The organism is Methylobacterium sp. Leaf125, from assembly GCF_001423085.1.
Classification (GTDB): domain Bacteria; phylum Pseudomonadota; class Alphaproteobacteria; order Rhizobiales; family Beijerinckiaceae; genus Methylobacterium.
Window position 1 is genome coordinate 66,089 of the sequence record NZ_LMNU01000008.1, and the last position, 21,644, is coordinate 87,732.

The 21,644-nt window shown below is 72.7% G+C and carries 17 protein-coding genes and 1 riboswitch; of the genes, 7 read left to right on the forward strand and 10 right to left on the reverse strand.

The window, feature by feature from the left end:
- Positions 1–6 precede the first annotated feature (6 nt).
- Positions 7–669: a DUF2147 domain-containing protein gene (locus ASF58_RS10145; protein WP_055951124.1), complete on the reverse strand. Its 663-nt coding sequence runs from the start codon at positions 667–669 to the stop codon at positions 7–9.
- Between the two features lie 352 nt (positions 670–1,021).
- Between ASF58_RS10145 and ASF58_RS10150 the strand changes: the two genes are divergently transcribed.
- From ASF58_RS10150 to ASF58_RS10160, 3 genes are all read left to right on the forward strand, one after another.
- Positions 1,022–1,630, forward strand: a complete 609-nt coding sequence (locus ASF58_RS10150) for a phosphatase PAP2 family protein (RefSeq protein WP_244477258.1) — start codon at positions 1,022–1,024, stop codon at positions 1,628–1,630.
- Between the two features lie 84 nt (positions 1,631–1,714).
- Complete coding sequence (locus tag ASF58_RS10155; protein WP_055951128.1) at positions 1,715–2,590, forward strand: SDR family oxidoreductase; 876 nt, start codon at positions 1,715–1,717, stop codon at positions 2,588–2,590.
- 378 nt (positions 2,591–2,968) lie between these two features.
- On the forward strand, positions 2,969–3,184 hold the full coding sequence (locus ASF58_RS10160; protein WP_055951130.1) for a hypothetical protein: 216 nt from the start codon (positions 2,969–2,971) through the stop codon (positions 3,182–3,184).
- 132 nt (positions 3,185–3,316) lie between these two features.
- Here ASF58_RS10160 and ASF58_RS10165 read toward each other — a convergent pair whose 3' ends face one another.
- The 7 genes from ASF58_RS10165 to ASF58_RS10195 form a co-directional block, all read right to left on the reverse strand.
- Positions 3,317–4,309 carry an SDR family oxidoreductase gene (locus tag ASF58_RS10165; RefSeq protein WP_055951132.1) on the reverse strand — a complete coding sequence of 331 codons (993 nt, stop codon included), beginning with the start codon at positions 4,307–4,309 and terminating at the stop codon, positions 3,317–3,319.
- Positions 4,310–4,492: 183 nt separating this feature from the next.
- On the reverse strand, positions 4,493–5,410 hold the full coding sequence (locus ASF58_RS10170) for a Brp/Blh family beta-carotene 15,15'-dioxygenase (protein WP_055951134.1): 918 nt from the start codon (positions 5,408–5,410) through the stop codon (positions 4,493–4,495).
- Positions 5,410–6,174: a bacteriorhodopsin gene (locus tag ASF58_RS10175; protein ID WP_055951136.1), complete on the reverse strand. Its 765-nt coding sequence runs from the start codon at positions 6,172–6,174 to the stop codon at positions 5,410–5,412. The genes ASF58_RS10170 and ASF58_RS10175 overlap by 1 nt, the downstream gene beginning before the upstream one ends.
- Before the next feature lie 330 nt (positions 6,175–6,504).
- Complete coding sequence (locus tag ASF58_RS10180; RefSeq protein ID WP_244477259.1) at positions 6,505–7,251, reverse strand: Crp/Fnr family transcriptional regulator; 747 nt, start codon at positions 7,249–7,251, stop codon at positions 6,505–6,507.
- 181 nt (positions 7,252–7,432) lie between these two features.
- A complete protein-coding gene (locus ASF58_RS10185; protein ID WP_055951140.1) occupies positions 7,433–9,028 on the reverse strand; it encodes an FAD-dependent oxidoreductase in 1,596 nt (531 codons plus the stop codon).
- A gap of 106 nt (positions 9,029–9,134) precedes the next feature.
- Positions 9,135–10,550: a peptidase gene (locus ASF58_RS10190; RefSeq protein WP_055951142.1), complete on the reverse strand. Its 1,416-nt coding sequence runs from the start codon at positions 10,548–10,550 to the stop codon at positions 9,135–9,137.
- Entirely contained in the window at positions 10,550–12,721 is a 2,172-nt protein-coding gene (locus ASF58_RS10195) for a TonB-dependent siderophore receptor (RefSeq protein WP_082512981.1), read from the reverse strand. Before ASF58_RS10195 ends, ASF58_RS10190 begins: the two co-directional genes overlap by 1 nt.
- Positions 12,722–13,243: 522 nt before the next feature.
- A riboswitch (cobalamin riboswitch) is annotated at positions 13,244–13,445 on the reverse strand.
- Between the two features lie 260 nt (positions 13,446–13,705).
- Between ASF58_RS10195 and ASF58_RS10200 the strand changes: the two genes are divergently transcribed.
- A complete protein-coding gene (locus tag ASF58_RS10200) occupies positions 13,706–13,894 on the forward strand; it encodes a DUF2934 domain-containing protein (RefSeq protein WP_055951146.1) in 189 nt (62 codons plus the stop codon).
- Between the two features lie 38 nt (positions 13,895–13,932).
- Here ASF58_RS10200 and ASF58_RS10205 read toward each other — a convergent pair whose 3' ends face one another.
- Entirely contained in the window at positions 13,933–14,256 is a 324-nt protein-coding gene (locus tag ASF58_RS10205) for a helix-turn-helix transcriptional regulator (RefSeq protein ID WP_055951170.1), read from the reverse strand.
- A 351-nt stretch (positions 14,257–14,607) separates the two neighbouring features.
- Here ASF58_RS10205 and ASF58_RS10210 point away from each other — a divergent pair, with 351 nt between their 5' ends.
- From ASF58_RS10210 to ASF58_RS10220, 3 genes are read left to right on the forward strand one after another with little or no spacing between them, the layout of a single operon-like run.
- Positions 14,608–16,374, forward strand: a complete 1,767-nt coding sequence (locus ASF58_RS10210) for a type I secretion system permease/ATPase (protein ID WP_055951148.1) — start codon at positions 14,608–14,610, stop codon at positions 16,372–16,374.
- Positions 16,375–16,377: 3 nt separating this feature from the next.
- A complete protein-coding gene (locus ASF58_RS10215; protein WP_055951149.1) occupies positions 16,378–17,757 on the forward strand; it encodes an HlyD family type I secretion periplasmic adaptor subunit in 1,380 nt (459 codons plus the stop codon).
- 38 nt (positions 17,758–17,795) lie between these two features.
- Positions 17,796–20,558 (forward strand): hypothetical protein, encoded by a 2,763-nt coding sequence (locus ASF58_RS10220; protein WP_055951152.1) that lies wholly within the window; start codon positions 17,796–17,798, stop codon positions 20,556–20,558.
- Between the two features lie 54 nt (positions 20,559–20,612).
- On the opposite strand, the gene ASF58_RS10225 is transcribed toward ASF58_RS10220, so the two are convergent.
- Positions 20,613–21,413 (reverse strand): sigma-70 family RNA polymerase sigma factor, encoded by an 801-nt coding sequence (locus tag ASF58_RS10225; protein WP_082512978.1) that lies wholly within the window; start codon positions 21,411–21,413, stop codon positions 20,613–20,615.
- Positions 21,414–21,644: the final 231 nt, after the last annotated feature.

The following is a 21,644-nucleotide window of genomic DNA, read 5'->3' on the forward strand; positions in this document are numbered from 1 at the left end:
GCTGGACTACTCGGCAGGTGCCGCCGCCGGAGCGGCACCCGGCTTGGGCGCCGGCTTGGGCGCGGACGTCTTGGCCGTACCCGTCGCGGCGGACGCACCCGCTCCGGCGGTCGGCGCTGCCTTGGGAGCCCATTCCGCATCGGCGCGAGGGCCGCCCGGGCCGTTGGTCGGGCCGGTGAGCTGGCCCGGCACCACGTCGTTGACCCGGTTCCAGGTCTGCGAGCCGCAGAGGAAGCCGAGGAGGCAGCCGCGCACCGACAGTTCCGTCGGCTGGTCGGACCACATCGTCACGTCGTAGAACTTGCCTTCGTCGGCGTTGTAGATCTTGCCGCCGTAATGGCCGTCCGGCTGCGGCTTCAGGCCCATGATCAGCTGGAGCCCCAGGGAGGGACGGGCCTGCTTCTTCGGATCGGGATTCTTGAAGTCGATGCGGGGCTGGCCCTGGTCGTTCAGGGGCACCTTCAGCCAGACGACGTAGCCGCACAGGTTGGAGTTCTGCGGTCCGCACCGCTCGGTGCGGATACGGGCGCGCCCGTCCTCGGTGAGCCAGGTGCCGCTGGCGTCGTTGGGGGCGGCAGCCAGGGCGAGGCCCGGCAGAACGGCGGCAACGAGCCCAGCCAGGGGCGCCAGCCGGCGCGCGGCGCCCGCGATGGTGGATCGATTCGTCATGCTTCCAACAACCCTCATGCGCTCGCCCCGTGGCGATCCGCCCTCGTCCGCAGGACGGCAAGCGCTTGTCACGTGATGCCTCGCCATCCGACGCGAAGGTGACGGGATCATGGCCGGCAGCCATCGAATCCTGCAGATTCGTCGTGACGACGTGGCGTTATCTTCGAGACCGAAGCCGGCTCAGGCCGAAGTCTTGATGTTTGATGGATCGTCCAGGCCTGCCAGGGCGAACCGGCCCATCGGCTCCTGCACGGACACGGACCGCCGGCGGCCGCGATCGTCGGCAGTGCCGCGAACGATCCGCCGGGGACCGCGTTTACGGCCGTGCTTCTCGGGGATGGCGGACGAACGGATGACGAATGGATCGGTCGGGATGGGTCGGCGCCTCGAAGCGGCGGACATCCGTCTCGGCGTTTCGCTCGCGCGCGCCAAGGACACCCGCCGGGTGCGGGCCCTGGCGGCGGCCAGCGAGGCGGGCGGCTGGAAGTGGCTGCTCGCGCTCTCCGGCGGGACCCTCGCCCTCGGCGTGCTGAGGCGGGACCCCCGTCTGGCCGAGGCCGGCCGGCACATGCTCGTCTCCGGCATGCTGGCGGCGGTCACCAAGACCACGGTGAAGCGCGTCGTGCACCGGACCCGGCCCAACGTGCTGATGGATGAGGGCCTCTACGAGAAGGGCTGGTTCGGGCCGAATGTCGGGCCCTGGCAGTCGTTTCCCTCGGGTCACTCGGCCCTGAGCGTCGCGGTGGCGACGGCGGCGGGCCGGGCCTATCCCGAGATCCGGGGCGTGGCGACGGCGGCGGCCCTCGGGGTCGTGGCGGTCCAGGTCCTGCGCGGCGCGCACTTTCCGGTGGACGTCGCCGCCGGGGCGCTGATCGGGCTCTCGGCCGAGGCGGTCGACCACCGGATCGCCCTCGGGCGGCACGGTGTCGCCGGTCTGGCGGCGCGCGGTATACCAGGATGATCGCGGCGAGGTCGCGCGGCATCGCGTGCCGGGAACGCCGCGACGCGCCCTCCGGTTGACGCGGCATTCCATCGGAGATGCCGCGTGACCGACAACCCCCTGACGACCTATCCCGGCCCGCCCTTCGAGGCCCAGCCGCAGAGCTTCCCCGGCAAGACCGGCAAGATGGTGCCTGAGCCCGATCACGGCGAGGAGAGCTACCGCGGCTCGGGCAAGCTGACGGGCCAGGCCGCGCTGATCACCGGCGGCGATTCCGGCATCGGCCGGGCGGTGGCCATCGCCTTCGCCCGCGAGGGCGCCGACGTGGCGATCGCCTACCTGCCCGAGGAGCAGGCGGATGCCGAGGCGGTGGCCGGCTGGATCGAGAAGGCGGGCCGGCGCGCCCTGCTGCTGCCGGGCGACCTGAAGGACCGGGCCCACGGCCCCGACCTCGTGGCGCGCACGGTCGCCGCGTTCGGCCGCCTCGACGTGCTGGTGAACAACGGCGCCTTCCAGCAGCCGAACCAGGGGCTCGACGCCATTGAGGACGCGGTCTTCGAGGACCATTTCCGCACCAACGTGTTCGGGCCGTTCTACGTGACCAAGGCCGCCCTGCCCCACCTGAAGCCCGGGGCCTCGGTGATCTTCACCTCCTCGGTGAACTCCAAGCACCCGATGCCCTCGCTGATGGCCTACAGCGCCACCAAGGGAGCGCTCAGCAACATGGTCCTGAGCCTGGCGCAGCTCCTGGCCGAGAAGGGCATCCGGGTGAACGGCGTCCTGCCGGGGCCGATCTGGACGCCGTTCATCCCGGCGGGGATGAGCGAGGATTCGGTGACGTCCTTCGGCAGCCAGGTCCCGTTCGGGCGCCCGGGCCAGCCGGCGGAGCTCGCCTCCGCCTACGTGATGCTGGCCTCGGCCGAGAGCAGCTACACCTCCGGCGCCCTCGTCACCGTGGCCGGGGCGATGCCGGTCCTCTGAGGCCCTTCCGTCGACACCTTTCAGCCGACCCCGGCCCCGGCCCCGGCGCCGGGGTCGGTCCGAAAGGCAGGCGGTCCGAACGGTTCTGTCGGTTCGTGCGTTCCTGTGGCCTCGGAGGGGGGAGAAGCAGGATGCGCACCTGGAGGGCGATGGATCGGGCCCCGCATGACGGACGCTGGATCATCGCGATCCACCGGTCCGACCCGGACCGGCGCGCGGTGATCCGCTGGGATCCGGCGGGCCTCAGCGATCCGCGGCCCTGGCACGTCGCCTCCTGCCAGCACAGCTACCCCGCCGACGCCTTCACGGACTGGATGGACTTTCCCGACTGTCCCCCGTCCGCCGAGGACCGCGAACCCGGCACCGCAGGAGGTCACGATGGCGCGCGAAGCGATGGGTCCCCTCACCCTGGACGTTGAGCCCTGCCCCGAGGACGCCACCCGCTACCGCTGGACCGTCCGGGAGGCGGACCAGGCGGTGCGAAGCGCCCCCTACTCGCTGCCCGACGCGGAGGCCGCCCTGCGCCAGGGCCGCGCGGCGATGGCGGAGGCGGCCGACCTGTGCCGCGACACCGAGATCCGTGCGCCGGACTGAGCCGGCCGGAGGACTTGGCGGCGTCGGAGACCCCACCGGTGGTGGGAGCCGGCGCCGGCCTGGATGCCCGCGGACGGGTCAGACCCGATATTTCTCGGCGACGAGTCAGACCCGATATCTCTTGGCGACGGGTCAGACCCGATATTTCTTGGCGAGGAGATGCAGCCCGACGACCGCGCCGAGGGCGGCGGCCGCGAAGAAGCCCGTGCGATGACGGTCGGTGAACATCTCCCAGCTTCCGGAGCGGGCACGCGCGTCGAAGCGGCCATGGGCGCCGTAATCGCCGGGCACCGGCGCGAACAGATTGGCCGGGGCATTGCCCGGCAGGTGCCTGTCCGTCAGCTGGCTGCTGTAGCCCGTCCTGGCGAGGTAGCGGTCCAGCAGCCCGGGCGCGATGCGGTTGGCGAGGATCGCCTGGACGGTGGGGTAGCCGACCCAGACCTCCCGGCGGCGGTGCTCCGCCGCGAAGACGATGGCGCGCGCCGGGACCTCGGGCTGGTAGATCGGCGGGACGGGCTGGGCACGGCGGCCCATCTTGTTCATCGCCCAATCGAATTGCGGCGTATTCACCGCCGGCAGGTCGACCGTGGTGAGTTGGATCGCGAGCTTGTCGTGGATCAACTCGGAGCGGAGGGAATCCGTGAAGCCCCGGATCGCCGATTTCGCCCCGCAATAGAGCGCCTGCAGCGGCACGGAGCGGTAGGCCAGCGCCGAGCCCACGTTGATGATGGTGCCGCGATTGCGGGGGCGCATCCGCTTCAGCGCACTCATCATTCCGTAGACCTGGCCGAGATAGGTCACCTGGGTGGCGCGCTCGGCTTCGGCCGGCGTCAGTTCGTGGACGGGCGCGAAGACGGTCGCCATGGCCACGTTGACCCAGATGTCGATCGGGCCGAGTTCCGCCTCGACGCGATCGGCGGCGCGTTCGACGGCCTCGGCATCGGCGACATCGGTGGGCACGGCCAAGGCCCGCACGCCGTACCCCCGGACCGCCGCCGCCGCGCGCTCCAGCCGGCCGGGATCCCGGGACAGGAGGGCGACGTCGTAACCCCGACGCGCGAACGCGTCCACCGTGGCGCGGCCGACCCCCGCGCCTGCCCCCGTGACGACGACGATACCGACCATGAGGCTTCACTTTCTTGCTTGGGGCTAGGTCGAAAATCCGGATCGAATAGTGATTGTCTTCGACATCAAATGTTCTTGATCTGATCGTATGGCTATAGATCCGATCATTTCAACAACAGTTCCACCCAACATCTGGGGTCGCTGCGATGTTCCATTTGCCCCGAGGGTGATGCGGCCATCGTTCTAGCCTGCTGCGTTGGGCTTCCCTGCGGCGAAGCGGTCCATGCGCGCCAGCCCTGCTTCGAGGAGCATGTGCGGCAGCGTCAACGCTGCGAGCAGTTGCAGCGTGAGGCCCACGAGCCGGACCGCCGGATCGCCCCGATGGACCGGCCACAGGGCCGCACCGATCAGCACGGTCAGGAGCGTCGTCGGCAAGGCCCGCCACCAGGCGCTCGCCCCGTCGCGCACCCGGGGGACGCGGGTGGGATGCCGGATGAGGGCGGCCGTATGGGCCGGGGCATGGACGACGACGAAGTAGAGGGCGAAGGCGACGAGGGGCGGCAGAACCCAGAAACAGAGGCTCAGGGCCAGCGGCAAGGCCAGCCGACCGACGTCGCCCTCGCGGATGGCCAGCGCGACCCATGCGCTCGCCAGCGGCAGCCACAGCAGGCTCGCCCAGACCAGCCACGGGGGCGGGACGGTCCAGGCCAGGCCCGTGGCCGCGGACAGGACCCGCGCCGTCGCGTCGGGATGGAGCAGGACGGGGAGCGCGATGGGCAGACCGCCCCGGACGAGGGCTGGCAGGCCGCCGCCTTCGCTCTCCTCCGTGCCGAAGTGCCAGACGGAGAGCGCCAGGAAGCCCGCCAGCGTCGCTTCGGGCACCCGTTGCCACGCGACCAGGACGCCGGCCATCAGGGCGAGGTAGGGGGTCGCGAAGGCCGGGAACCACGCCCGGCCCAAGCGGCGGCGCAGCAGCGTGCGCCCGATCTCAACGTCGAGGGCCCCGTGCGGCACGCCGAGCACGACGATGATGCCGACGGCACAGACCCATTGGACGGACCATGGCCCGAGCGGGCAGGCCAGCAGGATCGGCAGGGCGATCCCGCAGGGAAGGGCGGCGCCGGGCGGGAGGAGCGGCGCCCGCCCGCCCGGCCCGCGCATCAGGCGGCCCGCCGGAGGGGCGTGGTGCCCGCCGGAGTCTCGGCCAGGTCCCGGTCCGTCGCCTTCGTGTCCGAGACCACGGCCATGTAGCCGTAGACGACCTTGGCGACGGTATCGAGGGTCGCGATCACCAGCACGCTGGCGGCGTCGCCGACGAGGCCGAGGCCGTCGGGGGCCACCGCCAGGATCACCGGGTAGACCAGCCAGACCACCGACAGGATCGCGGCATTGCGCCGGTAGGTCGCCCGGACGTCGTCGCGCTCAGCGGCGTTGGCGTCCATCTGCGACTTCCAGATGACGTAGTAGACGCCGAGGAAGGCCACGCAGGAGACGAGGAACCAGGTCCACTTGGTCCAGCCCTGCAGCGAGGCGCCGAAGGCGAACGCCGTGACGATCATCATCACGTCGGCCAGCACCGCCCCCGTGATGGCCCCGTAATCCTTGCGCACGTGGCGCATGGCGGTCAGCCCGAGCGAGACCAGGAGCAGCGGCGTGGTGAAGGTCCAGTCGATGTAGCGCGCGAAGTAGAACATCCGGGTCGGCGTCACGGCCCCGGCCGCCACGGCGTCGGTGGTCGGCAGGAGCACGAGGCCCTGGCCGGTGGCCATCGCCAGGTAGGAGCACGCCGCGATGATGGGCACGATCCCGTGCAGCAGGGTGTGAAGGCTCTCCGTTGGTGTGCGGCGCTTGCCCGTGACGAGGATCAGAAGACCACCGCCAAGCATGATGAAGGTCGTGATCCACAGTATCGTGTTGGAACTCATGGTGAAGCCTCTTCGCGCCGCATGAAATACAGCGTCCGGTGCCTAACCTGCCAATGTCGACTGCGATACGACTTCGGTTTTTCGTCTGTCCCGATGCGTTGATAAATATCAAGAACAGGCCCGAACTTGTTTACGGTCACGAAAGCGTTATCCGGGGACGCGAAGGACGGGATCGATCAGCGACCGTCCTTCGTTTCGGGGACATCCGTCGCCGCCGCGACGCCGGCCGGCACAGCCGCCGCCCGAGGCGGAACGACCCGTGATCGTCGAGCGAAGGGGGCCGCCCGTCGTCGGCGAAAGACGGGACGCCCGGCCGCCGTCACTCGGCCGTCACTCGGCCGGCACGCGGCAGTTCGAGAACAGCAGCGACGTGAGATCGTCGCCCAGGTGAAGAAACGTCGCGTCGAACTCGGCCACGTCCATCAAGCGGCGCGGATCGAGGATGCTGAGGGTCCGGCCATTCAGCTCGATCAGGCCGCGTGACCGCAGGACCGCGAGCGAGCGGTTGAAATGGACGGGCGTGATCCCGAGGAAATCCGCGATCTGGCCCTGGGTGATGGAGATCGGGCAACAGAGATCGCCGGCCAACCCGGCCACCTCCTGGCGCAGATACATCTCGCAGACGAAGTGGGCCGTCCGACCGATCGCCGACCGGCGCCCGAGGCACATCACCCGCTCGCGATACAGCGACGTATCGATGAGCGTGTCGCGCCAGAGGGCGGCCATGACGCGGGGGTGCCGCGCGATCAGCCCGAAGAGCGCGGTGTGCGGAACGAAGGCGAGCGTACTCGCCGTGATGCTCGCCAGCGTGTGATCGAGCTGGGGGAGGAACAGGTGCTGCAGGTCCGGGAGATCCCCCGGGATATACAGGAGCAGGATCTGTCGCGCGCCGTCGCCGAGCGTCCCGTAGCGGTGAACCCAGCCGTCCAGGACGAGGCAGCAATAGGTCGGCTTCTCGCCGGACCGGAAGATGTCTTCCCGGGCGCCGAAGCGACGGATGGTGAAGGGCAGGCCGCGGAGCGCCGCCCGGTCGTCCGCATCGAGAGCCGACGTCCTGTCCAGCTTGGCCTGCAGCATTCCCATCGCGGAAGCGTCGTCGAAAGTCACACCATCCCCCTGCTGGCATCGGATCGTTCGGCGGGGCGGCGAAGCCAGGTTCCCGGAACGCTCCCCGCTCCCCACTCCCCCCGGGCGCAGGCCGTCGGACCTCCCCCCGTCCCGGCCTTCGGGAGCGAGCCCCGAACGGCCGGTGTCCCCCTCAGGCGCGCGCCAGGGCGGGCAGGTCCGCGCCGGCCTCGATCACCGCCGCCGGGGGCAGGCGGCCGAGGCCGAGGAGGTGCAGGAAGGCGGTGAAGGCCGGGTTGCGGCCGATGCTGCAGGCGGCGGTCACCCGGTCGCCCGTGGCGTAATAGGCGATGAAGTCGAGGGCGTCGGGGTCGCCCTGCAGGATGATCCGGTCGAACCCCTTGGCGTAGCCGCCGTAATCGAGCCGCTTGTCGCCCTGGTTGCTCCAGAAGAACGGCACGCCCGCGAAGGCGCCGCCCCGGCCGAGGATGGCCCGGGCCACATGGGTGCCGTGCTGCTGCGCGAGTCGCCAATGCTCGATCCGCGCGGTCTCGCCGCTCGCCACCTCCGGGAAGGCGGCGATGTCGCCCGCGATCCAGACGCCCTGCGCGAGGGCGAGGTCGCCGCCGACCGTGAGGCCGCCATCCGCCTCGGGCGTGACGCCCGCGACCAGGCCTGTCTCCGGCTTGGCGCCGGCGCCGATGAGCACGATGTCGGCCGGGAGGCGCCGTCCGTCCTCCGTCTCGACCGCCTCGACCCGACCGCTGCCGGTGATCGCGGCGACGGAGCCGGTCTCGAAGCCGACGCCGTTGCCCGCATGGTACCGCTTCAGCGCCGCGCCCACCCGCTCGCCGAAGCGCTTGGCGAAGGGGATGTCCTCGCGCGCCAGCACGGTGACGGCGAGCCCGCGCTTCCTCAGGAACGCGGCGGCCTCCAGGCCGATGAATCCGGCCCCGACGACGACGACCGATTGGGCCGCGCCCGCCGCCGCGCTCACGCGGACCGCGTCGTCGAGGCTGCGCAGGGTGAAGACCCCGTCGAGATCCTGGCCGGGAAAGTCCGGCACCACCGCCCGGCTTCCGGTGGCGACCAGGATCGCGTCGGCCGTCAGGGTCCGGCCGTCCGCCAGGGTGACGCTGCGCTGGGCGGGATCGACGCGGCTGACCGCCGCGGTGACGCGCTCGACCCGGTTGGTCCGGTCGAAGTCGGGCTCGATCCGCACCTTGTCCGGCGGGGTCGGCTTGGCCAGGAACTGCTTCGAGAGCTTGGTCCGGTCGTAGGGCGGGTGCGCCTCCCGGCCCACCAGGGTGATCCGGCCGTCATAGCCCTCGCGGCGCAGGGTCTTGACGCAGGCGACGGCGGCCGCCCCCGAACCGACGACGAGCACCTGCGCCACGGGCGCACCCGCGGTTTTCTCGGTCTTGGAGGTCTTGAAGGTCTTGTCGGTCTTGGAGGTCTTGGCGATCTCGGCCGGCTCCGGCGTCAGGGTCGCGACGGCGTCCGCCCCCTCGATCCGGACCGGGTAGCGCGTCAGGGCGTCGAGGGCCGGCGGCTCCTCCAGGCTGCCGTCGGCCAGGGCGAAGGCGGCCTTGTGCCAGGGGCAGTAGAGGCGTCCGCCGCAGATCTCGCCCTTGGCCAGCGGCGCGCCGAGATGCGGGCACTTGGCCTGGAACGCCCGCACGCCGGCGGCGTCGCGCACGAACAGCGCTGTCTCGTCGCCGGCCGCCCCCTCGGCCATGCCCCCCATCGGGATCGCGTCGAGGGCGAGGCGGATCTCGGTTGCGGACATGGCTGGCATCGCTCCTGGCACGCGCCGTCGCGCCCGGCCGGTCAAGTCGCCGGACCCGGTCCGGTTGCAGCGTGCGACATCGCGGGCCCGGCCTGCCGCGGGGCCCCTATCCGATCCGCGCCGTGCGGCGCAGGCGGCGCCAGCCCAGCACCACGCCCGAGAGGGCGATGCCCGCGCCGAGGCCGTTGAGGAGCCACATCACCGCGTCCCAGGCCGGCCGGGCCTGGAACAGGAAGGCGAAGTCCAGGCGGTGGGGCGCCTCGAACAGCCAGCGCTGGAGCCGGCCGCTGGCATCCAGGCGGTCGAGGAGCGCGCCGGTCTCGGGGTCGATGTGCAGCCAGGTCGCGGCCGGGTCGTCGAAGCGCACCCGCAGGACCGGCAGCGTCCGGGTGTCGTGGTGGGAATACCAGTAGGCATCGGGGGCCGTCAGGGTCTCGACCCCGGCGATGCGGGCCTCCGGCAGGGCGCGGGCGGCGGCCGCGCGCAGGGCCGCCTCCGGGGGCGCCGGCGCCACCAGCCGGCGGCCCTGCGCATCGGCGGCGATCCGCACCGGCCGGCCGTCGACCTGCGTGAACCGGACCTCGACGATCCCCGGCCGCGCCAGGCCGTCCAGGGCCTCGCGGCCGATCGGCGCCGGGGGGCCCGCATAGGCCTCCGCCATCGCCGCCGGGGGCGTGCGGGGCGAGAACCAGCGGTTCGGGTTCATGGAGAGCCAGCCGCTGGCGACGAAGCTCAGGAGGCTCAGGCCCCCGAGGGTGCCGAGGAGATGGTGCCAGCGGGCGAGCCCGCGATAGGGCGTCACCGCCCCGGAGGCGTAGGGCCGGCGCAGGCGCAGGCGCCAGATCCCCAGGACGAGGCCGCCGAGCACCCCGGCGGTGGCGAGGCCGGAGACCCACAGCACGGTGCCGCGCCAGAGCTCGGCCCGCGCCCGCAGGGGGGTCGGGTAGAACCAGTGCGGGATCGCCCCGAGCCAGTTCCACAGGCGCTCCCGGCGGGTGGTGTCGAGGACGACCGCGCCGGTGCGGGCCGAGACGTAGAGCTCGGTGCCGGCGGCGTCCCCGAGCGCCACCACGTGGAAGGGACGCACCGGGTCGTAGCGGTCGCGCACGGTCCATGGGTCCCGGCGCACCGCCCGCACGGTGGCGTCCGGCCCGAACGGGGCCCGGGCCGCGGCGGCGTCGAGGGGGCCGAGGGCCTGCCCGGTCTCGGCCGAGACCGGGTGCCGGGCGCCCGCGCGGGTGGTGACCTGGTAGACCGGCGCCCCGGCCCGCATCGACAGGCTGAGGCCGCCGGGGGGCGCCGCGAGGCCGGCCCGGGCCAGGGCCTCGTCCGGGCCGAGGAGGACCCGGTCCCAGGCGATCGGCGCGAGGCGGGACAGGCGTTCGGCCTCGGTCAGGGCTGGGAAGGCCACGTAGAGCATCACCAGCCCCGACAGCACCCAGGCGGCGAGGAACAGGCCCGTGGCGATGCCGAGCCAGCGGTGGCCGAGGATCAGCCAGCGCTTCAGGGATTTGAGCCGCATCAGAACCGGACGCTGTAGGCGACCTCGACGGAGCGCGGCCGGCCCAGCAGCCAGTTGGTGCCGACCCCGTTCACCGCGTTGCCGCTGATCGCGTAGATCGTGTCGAACAGGTTGTAGGCGCGCAGCGACAGGCGCGAATCCGGCGTGACCTGGTGGTCGAGCCCGGCATTGACCAGGGTGTAGGCCGGGCGCGGGGCCTGGTTGCCGAAATCGCTGAAGGTCTCGCCCACGTGCTGCAGGCCGACCCGCGCCTCCCAGGCCGGGGCGAAGGCCCAATTGACCCAGAGGTTGCCGACCCGCTCCGGCACGTCGATGGGCTGGCGCCCGGCAAAGGACACCACGGTGCCGCCGACCGCCTGGTCGAAGCGGTCGTACTGGGCGTGCAGCAGCGCCAGGTTGGCGTCGATGCGCCAGGCCTCGGCGAGGTGCAGGCTCACCGCCGCCTCGACGCCGACGGAGGATTGCTGCCCGACCTGGGTCGCGCGCGTCGGCTCGCCCGGCACCGTCGAGATCAGGTTGTCCTTGACGATGCGGTAGCCGGCCAGGGTCCACTCGGCCCGGCCGCCGAAGGCGACGCCCTTGGCGCCGACCTCCACCTGCTCGCCGGTGGAGAGCCGGAAGGTGGCGAGACTCTGCGACAGCGAGATCAGGCTGCCCACCGGGTCGGTGGCGGTGGCGTACTGGGCATAGAGCGCCAGCAGCGGCGTCGGGTTGTAGACGGCGCCGAAGCGGTAGCTCAGGGCCCGGAAGTCGCGGTCGAAGCTGGCGCCGGTGACGAGGTCGGTCCGGTGCAGGACGGGCGCGTCGTAGCGCACGCCCGCCAGCAGGGAGACCTGGTCGGAGAGGATCAGGCGGTTCTCGGCGAAGACCGAGGCCTGCGAGGTGCGGGTGGCGTAGGCCGGCCGGGCCCGGCCCTCGGCGGGGAACAGGCCGGGGTCGTAGGCGAAGGGATCGACGCTGGTGCGGGTGTCGAAGAAGAAGTTGTTGGTGTGCCGGAAGGCGATGTGATTGACGTCGAACCCGGCCAGGACCTCGTTGCGGAAGCCGAACAGGCTGCCGCGGACCGTGGCGTCGAGGCGGTTCCCGATCTGCTCCTGGCTGTGGTCGATCTCGAGGTAGTCGGAGCGGTCGATCCGCCCGGTGTCGCGGTTGAAGGCGTACTGCTCCACGTCCCGCCACTGGCGCCGGCTCTGGAGCCGGTAGGCGGTGTTGCGCACGGTGACGTCGGCGCTGGGCGTCCACTCGGTGCGCAGCTGCGTCCAGTTGTCGGTCCAGAGGACCTGGGCGTCGCGGACGTTGTAGTTGTTGAACCGGATGGATTCGAGGATGCGCCCGTTGACGAGGGGCGTGCCCCAGTAGCGGGTCGGCTCCTGGTAGCCGAAATCATGGCTCAGGGTGACGGCGAGGTCCGGCGTCGCCTGCAGGGTCAGGGCGCCCGAGACCGCGAGGTTGCGGAAGCGGCCGTCCGGCGCGATCCAGCCCTCGGCGCGGTTGCCGCTGATGTTGAGGCGATAGGCCAGGGCCTCGTCGATGGGGCCGCCGGAATCGAGGGCGAGCCGCGCGAGGCCGTCCGAGCCCAACGCCGCGCGGGCCTCGTTCAGGGGCGTGAAGACCGGCTTCTTCGTCACCACGTTGACCACGCCGCCGATGGCGCCGTCGCCGTAGAGCACCGAGGCCGGGCCGCGCAGCACCTCGATGCGCTCGACGTTCCAGGTGTCGAACGGGAAGGTCACGGTGCCGGCGCCCACGAACAGGCGTGTGCCGTCGTAGAGCTGCTGGATCGAGTTCGGGCCGGCGAAGCCCCGGGCCGTGAAGGCGCCGTTGCCGTTGCCCGGCGCCGCCACCGTGGTGATGCCGGTGGCGTTCTGGGTGACGGCCTCCGCCACGGTGTTCTGGCCGCGCAGGCGGGTGGTCTCGCCCGCGATAACGTCGACGCTGGCGGGGGTCTCCAGGGGCGTCAGCCCGAGGCGGCTGGCGCTGCGGCCGACGCTGCGCAGGTTGAGGCCCTCGGCGGGCGGCGGGCCGCCCCGGCCGGAGCCCGAGACCTCCAGGGTCTCCAGGGTCACGGCCGGCGGAGCCTCCCGGGTCTGGACTTCCCGAGTCTGGACCTCCCGGGTCTGGACTTCCCGAGTCAGGATTTCCCGGGTCTCGGCCTCGGCGGCGATCGGCATCAGGCCGCCGAGCAGGGCCGCCAGGGGCAGGACGTGTCGCGGGGGCAAGCTCTGGCTTGGCCGCGACCCGCGCGGGTGCGCGGTTCGGGACGGGATGGGGGCGACGGGCATGGGACAACCGGGGATGGGCGCGGGCATCGGTCGGGGCCGACCTGCCGTCTTCGCTAGATTGAATGTTATAACATTACAATCGTGCGCAGGGACCCCAAGGGGGCTTGTCCGCGGCGCAGCCGGATCCGGACCGCGCGGGGCGGCCGGAGGGAGCATGCGGGAGCGGGGCGCGCGGGCGAGGACGGGCATCGACGGGACGGCTGACGCGACGGGTCGCGCGAAGTGGCACGTCACCGCGAACGAGGCCGGCGCGGATGCCACGCGGCATCCACCCCCGACACCCACCAGGACACCCCGCCCGATGCGTTTCGCGTGTGACCACGACTGACGGCAGGTCTCCTGGCTCGCGGGTCACCGCCNTGCGGCATCCACCCCCGACACCCACCAGGACACCCCGCCCGATGCGTTTCGCGTGTGACCACGACTGACGGCAGGTCTCCTGGCTCGCGGGTCACCGCCCTCCCATCGTCTTCCCAGGTCCGAGAACCCAGTGACGTGCTGATGAGGAGCTCGCCGCTTACAGTTGCGGGGGCAGCCGCGGCCTCGGGCGCTCGCCCTCACCGCGTTCCCTTTTGATCCTCGATAAAGAGGAACCGTCGNGATGAGGAGCTCGCCGCTTACAGTTGCGGGGGCAGCCGCGGCCTCGGGCGCTCGCCCTCACCGCGTTCCCTTTTGATCCTCGATAAAGAGGAACCGTCGCGGATAAGCTAGGCCGTTTCCGGGGCCGCCGTCAAACCCTCCGGGATCCGCCAGGAGCCCTCCGGAGGAGCGGCCGCGCCCCGATCGGGGGACAAATCCCGCGGTGGAGCGTTGGCCCAGCAGGGAGAACCGAGCTGTGACGCTGTGAGCGAGACTGAAGGAGTAGAGCGCACGATGTCCGAGGATGGGATCACGTTCGAGCGGATTCGCGAGCGCGCCCATGAGATCTGGGAGCGCAATCATCGTCCCGAGGGGTTCGAGGTCGAGTTCTGGCTGATGGCCGAGCGGGAGCTGCGGGCCGAGCGTGCCCGCAACGCCCCGAAGCCGGCCGCGCCGGCGCAGGAGGACGCCGCGCGTTCCTGACACCTGGGCGCCGGGCGCAGGCGCGGGGGCGGGTCGCCTCAGCCGTCGGCGGGCGGCGCCGGTTCCGCGTCCGCGAACAGGATCTCGTGGGTGAGCGGATCGTAGAAGCGCATCAGGTCCCGGACGAGGTCCCTGGCGGGGACCTCGAGGGCGGCGGCCCAGGCGCGGTAGCGATCCGGCGGGATGCGTCCGCGTCCGGTCTCGAGCTGCGAGATGAAGGTGTAGTACTCGGCCCCGACCAGGGCAGCGAGCTGGCGCTGGGACAGGCCGCGTGCCTCGCGCAGGTTCTTCAGGAAGCGGCCGCCCTCCCGGCGCAGTTCCAGCACCCCCTCCGAATCCAGCCGTTGGTGGTGAGCGTACACGCGGGACATCCCTCCTCGGGCCGTGATGGTTGGGGCACGATCAATTTGTACAGTAAATACCATATAGAGCAGGACCCGGGAGACTGTCCAGACGGCGCGAGCCCGGCCGGTTTCCGCAGGGCGCCTCGCTCATGACGTCGAGGCGATTACGCCGAGGCTCAGACGGTGCGGTGACGCCGCCGCGCTCGGGTCGCGCCGTTCGACGCCCGTGATCCGGCGGGGCCGGTGGCAAGTTTGTTGGAAACAGTCCAGACTGCGCTATCATCCGTGGATGAAGAATTCAGGCATGGGATTGCCTGGGACGTTCGGATCTGGCGTCGCCGGCGCCCGCACAGGGATGCAGAGTCCAGCATGAGCACGCAGGCGACGCGGTCGGTGTTGAGCGACGGCTTGCGTGCGATGCGGCCCGTACTGGCGACGGCGGTCGCCTTCGGGTTCTTCATCAACCTGCTGCTCTTCGTCAGCCCGCTCTACATGCTGCAGATCTATGATCGCGTCCTGCCGAGCCGGAACGAGACCACGCTCGTGGGCATCACCCTGATCGCGGTCTTCGGCCTCGGCGTCTACGCCGCGCTGGAGATGCTGCGGTCGCGGCTTCTCGTGCGCGGCGGCCTGATCTTCGACCGGCGCGTGGCCGACCCGATCTTCGATGCCGCGCATCGCGGGGCGCTGCTGCGGCCCGGCGCCCAGCACGACACCGTGCTGCGGGACGTGGACATCCTGCGCGAGTTCCTGACCGGCAGCGGCATCCTGGCCTTCTGCGACCTGCCCTGGGCTCCGATCTTCCTGGTGGCCTGCTTCCTCCTGCATCCCTGGTTCGGCGCGATGGCGCTGGTCGGCGGCGGGCTCATCCTGGGGCTGACGCTGCTCAACGAGGTGGCGACGCGGCACGCCCTCGAATCGGCCAGCCGCGTCTCCCGGCTCGCCGGGCAGCAGGCCGGGGCGAGCTTCCGCAACGGGGAGGTGCTGCGGGCGATGGGCATGCTGGGGGCCATGCGGGCCCTCTGGCGCGGGCGCCACGACGAGGTGCTGCTGCTCCAGGCGCGGGCGAGCGACCGGGCCGGCCTCATCGTCGCGGGCACGAAGTTCGTGCGCCTGCTCCTCCAGCTCCTCGTCCTCGGCGTCGGCGCCTACCTCGCCATCCACCGGGAGATCACCGGCGGCTCGATGATCGCGGCCTCGATCATCATCGGCCGGGCGCTGGGGCCGATCGAGGCGGTGGTGGGCAACTGGAAGGGCTTCACGGCGGCCCGCGCGAGCCATCGCCGCCTCGCCGAACTCCTCGCCGTGGCGGGGCCGGAGCCGGCGCGGGTGTCCCTGCCCCGCCCGCGCGGGCTGATCGAGGCCGAGGCCCTGTCGGTGGCGGCCCCCGGCGCGTCCCGGACGATCCTGCAGGGCGTCGGCTTCCGGATCGAGCCCGGGCAGCTCGTGGGCATCATCGGGCCGAGTGCCGCCGGCAAGTCGACCCTGGTCCGGGCGATGACCGGGATCTGGCCGCTGACCGGCGGCAGCCTGCGCATCGACGGCGCGGAGCTGGGCCACTGGGATCCGCAGGACCTCGGCCGGCACGTCGGCTACCTGCCGCAGGACGTGGAGCTGTTCGACGGGACGGTGGCGCAGAACATCGCGCGCTTCGGGCCCGCGGCGGATGCGGCGATCCTCGCCGTGGCCCGGCGCGCCGGCTGCCACGACCTGATCCAGGCCCTGCCCGACGGCTACAACACCGTGATCGGCCCAGGCGGCCACGGCCTGTCCGGCGGCCAGCGCCAGCGCATCGCCCTCGCCCGCGCGCTCTACGGCGATCCGAGCCTGATCCTCCTCGACGAGCCGAACGCCAGCCTCGACCAGCCCGGCGAGGCGGCCCTGATGCGGGCCCTGGCGGCCCTGCGGGCGGACGGGACCACGGTGGTGATCGTGACCCACAAGGTCGCCCTCCTGGCCGATGCCGACGCCGTGCTGGTGCTGAATGCCGGCACCGTGCAGAGCTTCGGCCCGGCCGAGTCGATCCTGGGGGCCCTGGTCGGACCGCGCTCCGTGCCCCACGTCGTTCCGGCGTCCGGGGTCACGGCGCTGCCCGAGCCGCGCCGGAGCTTCGACGCCCAGCGGAGCGCGGGGTGAGCCATGGCGTTGCCGCACGCTCCCGCCCTGACACAGGCACCGACCGTCTCCCCGGTCGCGCCGCCGGGACTGCCTCCGGCGGCGGGCGACCTCTCCCGCCTGGTGGATTGGCGCTGGTACGCGGCGGCGGGCTACCTCCTCATCCTGGCGACCTTCGGGGTCGCCGGCGGCTGGGCGGCCTTCGCGCGCCTCGACCGCGCCGTCATCAGCCCCGGGGTGATCGTCGCCGAGGGCAGCCGCAAGAGCGTGCAGCACCTGGAGGGGGGCATCGTCCAGGAGGTGCTGGTCAAGGAGGGGCAGAGCGTCCGGGCGGGCGAGGTCCTGCTGCGGGTCGATCCCCTGCAGTCGCGGGCCAGCGCGGACCTGTTCCGCGGCCAGCTCGACGCCGCCCTGATCCTCGAGGCCCGGCTCAGGGCCGAGCAGGCCGCCAGCGCCCGCCTCGACCTGCCGCCCGAGATCGCGGAGCGGCGGAGCGAGGCCGCCATCGCCCGGATGATCGACGACCAGGCGAGCCAGCTCGCCGAGCGCCAGGCCTCGTTCCAGCTGCAGCTCTCGCTCACCGAGGCCAAGATCACGCAGCTGCGGACCGAGATGTCCGGGCTGGCGGTGGAGAAGACGGCCGTCGAGCAGCAGGTCGGCCTGATCCAGCAGGAGCTGGAGGGTCTGCGCGCCCTGCGCGAGAAGGATCTGATTCCCCTGTCCCGGGTGCTGATGATGGAGCGCGAGCGCACGCGGCTCTCCGGCGTGATCGGACGCTCGGTCGCGGAGACGGCCAAGGCGCAGAACGGCATCAACGAAGCCGGGATGCAGGCCGCCCAGCTCCGCCAGAAGCGGCAGGAGGCCCTGACGGCCCAGCTGCTGGAGACCCGCCAGCGCATCGTCGAGCTGCGCGAGAAGCTCGTCGTGGCGCAGGACGTCCTGCGCCGGCACGAGGTCCGGGCCTCCCACCCGGGCGTGATCCAGGACCTCAAGGTCTACACCATCGGCCAGGTCATCCGCTCCGGCGAGCCCCTGATGGAGATCGTGCCCACCAGCGACCGGCTGGTGGTCAGCGTCCAGTTCGCGCCCAACGACCTGGAGGCCGTCCAGGCCGGCATGCGGGCCGAGATCAAGTTCCCGGCCTTCCAGAGCCGGCGGATGCCGACCCTCCTCGGCACCGTGACCCTGGTCTCGCGCGATCGCCTGCTCGATGAGCGGACGAGGCAGCCCTACTTCGCCGGCACCGTCGAGATCGACGAGCGCCAGCTGCCCGAGACGGTGCGCCCGCGCCTCGTCGCGGGCCTGCCGGCCGAGATCACGGTCTCGGCCGGCGAGCGCACGGCCCTGGAATATCTCCTGGGTCCGTTCTTCGACGCGCTCGGGCGCGCCTTCCACGAGCGATAGGACCGGCGGATCGTGACGAACGCGGGAGAGGGATTCCAATGAGTGCGGTGCTCTCGTTCTTCCGGCCGGCGCAGACGAGCCGGGGCGGCTGGTCGCAGCAGGAGCTCGCGGAGTTCTACCGCGTCGAGGCGGCGCTGATCCGGGCGGGCCTGCCGGTGGCCAGCGAGCAGGGCCTGAGCGACGAGGCCGAGCCCTGGTTCGTCTTCTGCCGCCCGGACGGCGACGAGATCCTGCACGTCGCCCGGATCGACGGCCGCTACGTCGTTGCCTCGCCGGCCTTCGACGCACCGATGTGGGGCAGCGACTTCCGCGCGCTGATCAACCAGATCGCGCAGAGCCACGCCGATCTCCTGCCGATCCCGCGGGGCGGCGAGGGCACCCGGCTCACCGTCCATCCCGCGGCCCTCCTGGCCGCCCTCGTGGCCGCGGCGGCCCTCGCCCTGGCCCCGGACGAGGCCCGGGCGGAGGCGCTGGCGGAAACCGGCCCCGTGCCGGGCGCGGCGACCCGCCCGCAGCCGGCCGCCGAGGCCCTGCCGGACGGCGCCGCCGCCGAGCGGGATGGCCAGCGCAAGCAGATGGACGCGATCGTGTTCTCCGCGATGATCTTCGCCGCGACCGCCTTCGCCCCCGATCCGGCCGCCGCGCGCCCCGCCGAGGAGGCCGCGTCCGATGCGGCGGCCTCCGGGGCGGTGAACCCCGGGCCCGGGGATGCCGCCGGCGGCTCGGTGTGGGAGCGCGCCGAGGCGGCCGCGACCGCCGGCGCCCCGGGCGGCGTCGGTGCAGCCGGGCCGATGGGCAGCGGCGCGTCCGCGTCGATTTCCCACGAACCGGTCGCCCCGGCCGCACCCGCCGCCCGGCCGGACGCCGCCGGCCCGGGCCCCGGATTTTCGTCCCCGGCGCGCGATCCCGGCCAGGCCGCCCTGGACGCGGACGGCCAGCCGCACGGGCGGGCCGCGGACGCGGAGCTGTCCCGCACCGCCGGAGCGCCGAAGCCGGCCGAGGCCGTCGCGGAGACCGGCCCGGCGCGGGCCGGCGACGGCGGCCCGGGGGCGGCTGCGCCGCGTTCGCCCGAGTCCGTGACGACCGCGACGCGGGCGCTGGACGCGCCCGCGCACGAGGCCGCGACCGCCCAGGGCGCCTGGGGGCGCCCGACCCCGACCGCCGGCGAGTCGGAAGCCGCCCGGGGCGAGGACGCTCCGGGCCGCGAGTCCGGTTCCGCCCATCACGGTCCGGGCGAGGCGGGCGCCGGACCGGCCGCGCGCGCGGAGCGATCCGGCTCGGGCCCGTCTGGCTCCGGCGAGGACGGCGCGTCGCCTCCGCAGGTCAGCCAAGGCCAGGGTCGCCAAGGCGAGGGAAGACAAGGCGAGGGAAGACAAGGCGAGGGAAGACAAGGCGAGGCCGGCCGAGGCGAGGACGGTCGGGCCGACGCCGGCCTCGGCCACAGCGAGGACAGCGGCGGCTCTGATCGCGGCCTCGACCGCGGCGGTTCCACGACCAGGACCGCTGCCCAGACCGACACCGCCGGCCAGACCGGGGGCGATGACCGGACCGGAAAGGGCGGCCAGGCCGCTCATGGCAGCCAGGAGGCACAGGGCAGCCAGGAGGCACATGGTGGCCAGGCCGCTCATGGCAGCCAGGAGGCACATGGCGGCCAGGAGGCACATGGCGGCCAGGAGGCACATGGCGGCCAGGAGGCACATGGCGGCCAGGAGGCACATGGCGGCCGGGAGGCACATGGTGGCCAGGAGGGCGGCGCGGCGCGGGCCGCGTCGGCAGCCGCCGAACCGGAGCCCACCGCGTCCTCCCGCGCCGAGAGCGGGCCGTCCGAGCCGAACCAGGCCGCGTCGGATCATGCTGCCTCGGATCATGCCGCCTCGGGTCATGCTGGCTCGGGTCATGCCGCCGCGACCCATGCCGCCGCGACCCCTGCCGAGGCGATCCCCGTGACGTCCGGAGCCGCCGGGCCGCAGCAATCCGGCTCGACCGAGGACGCTGGGCCCGACCGGCCGGGCGTCGGCGCCCGTCCCGAGACCGCCGGGCACGCGGCGGTCGCACCGGACGGGGGCGCGAGGGAATCGGCGCCGGCCCAGGGGAACGGTGACGCGGGCGCGAAGGGCGCGCAGGCGTACGTCGCGGATGCCGGGGTGAAGGCCGGGGCGGCCGACCACGCCAATCCGGCCGCGGAGGCCGATCACGGTCCGACCGGCGACGGCCACGCGGCCGCCGCGGACCGGGCCTCGACCCCGCAGGCCGCAGAGGCGTCGACGGCGCGGCACGCGGCGTCGGAATCGGCCCCGGTCGATGCGGCCCACCCGGCGGGGGAGGCTCCGGCGGCCGGCCCGGGCCCGGCGCACGCGGCATCGGCGATCGCCGATCCCGCCACGGGCCAGCACGCGGGAGCCCCGGCCCCAGGAACCCCCGACACAGGAGCCCCGGACCTTTCACCCGGAGAGCCGGCCGTGCACGCCGCCGGGCCGGACCCGGTCAAGCACGCCGGTGTCCCCCTCTCGGCGAGTGTCCCCCTCGCGGCGAGCGTCGATTCCAGCGGCAACCTGGTCTTCGCCTCGGACGCGCAGCACGCCCCCGCGTCGCACCCAGGATCGACCGGCGCGGGATCGGCCGGCGCGGGATCGGCAGCCGGGGGAGCGTCGTCGGCGGGACATGCGTCGCCGGGATTCGCGTCGACCGCGCCCGAACCGGCGGGCACGCCCGCGGAGGCCGGCCCCCATTCAGAGGTGGGCTTGGTGGGCCTGTCGGATCACGGCGGCGGCTGCCTGCACCATCCCGGGTTCCACGCCTGACCCAACGCCTGACCCGACCGGGAGCCCGCCTCACTCCGCAGGATCCCGGGACGCTCAGGGCAGTCCGAGGGCGTCGGGGAAGCTCTTGCGCGCCCGGCTGACCCGGCTCTTCACGGTGCCGACCTGGCAGCCCAGGACCTCCGAGGCCTCCTCGTAGGTCATGCCCTGGGCGGCCACGAGCAGCAGCGCCTCCTGCTGTGCCTCGGGCAAGGTGCGGATGCGGGACCAGACCTCCCGCAGGGCAACCCGGTGCAGCTGGTCGGCCAGCTCGATCAGCTGCCCGGCGGCGGCGCCATCGACGTCCTCTACCTCGCGGCGCGACTTCCGCTTCTCGGTGTAGAACTGGTTGCGCATGATCGTGAAGGTCCAGGCCTTCAGGTTGGTGCCGGGCCGGTAGCGCTTCTGGTTCTGCCACGCCTTCAGCAGCGTTTCCTGAACGAGATCCTCGGCCTGGTCCGCACCGTGCGCCAGCGACTGCGCGAAGCGCCTCAGGTCGGGCAGCAGCCCGAGGAGGTCCTCGCGGAAGGTGTCGGCCCCGGCGCCGGCGCCCTCGCCGGCCTGGAGGGCCGCCTCGAGGCGGGACACCAGGATCAGGAGGTGTTCCGGGGTCCGGGCCCCGAAGCTCGCCGCGTAGAGGTTGCGCAAGCGCGCGCCCAATCCGAAGCGCTCGCCCGCCGCGATGATCGGGCGGCCCTCGGTTCTGGTCGGGATACGCTCGTCCCGATCGCCCTCGGCCCGATCGCCCTTGGCCAGACTGGCCTCCGCCGGATCGGCCTCGGCGCCGTCGGCCCCGGGTGGGGCCCCCTCGACCTCGGGGGCGGTCAGCTCAGGCGAAAGCTCCAGAAGGAACACCATTCTCGACGCGGTCTCCATCGTGCCGATCCGTCCGTACAGCAAATATGTAATAGGCAGTCGCTGTATAACGATCAAGGGCGGGATGGGTTCGGTCCGGGACGGTGTCCGGACACGCGGAGCCCGGCATCCCCGTCGGCTTCGACCGCCGGTGCAGGCCGCCCGGCGAATCCCGATCGTCGGTCTCCGATGCCGACCGGTCATGCGGCGCGCGAGATCAGTCCGGTGCGAAAT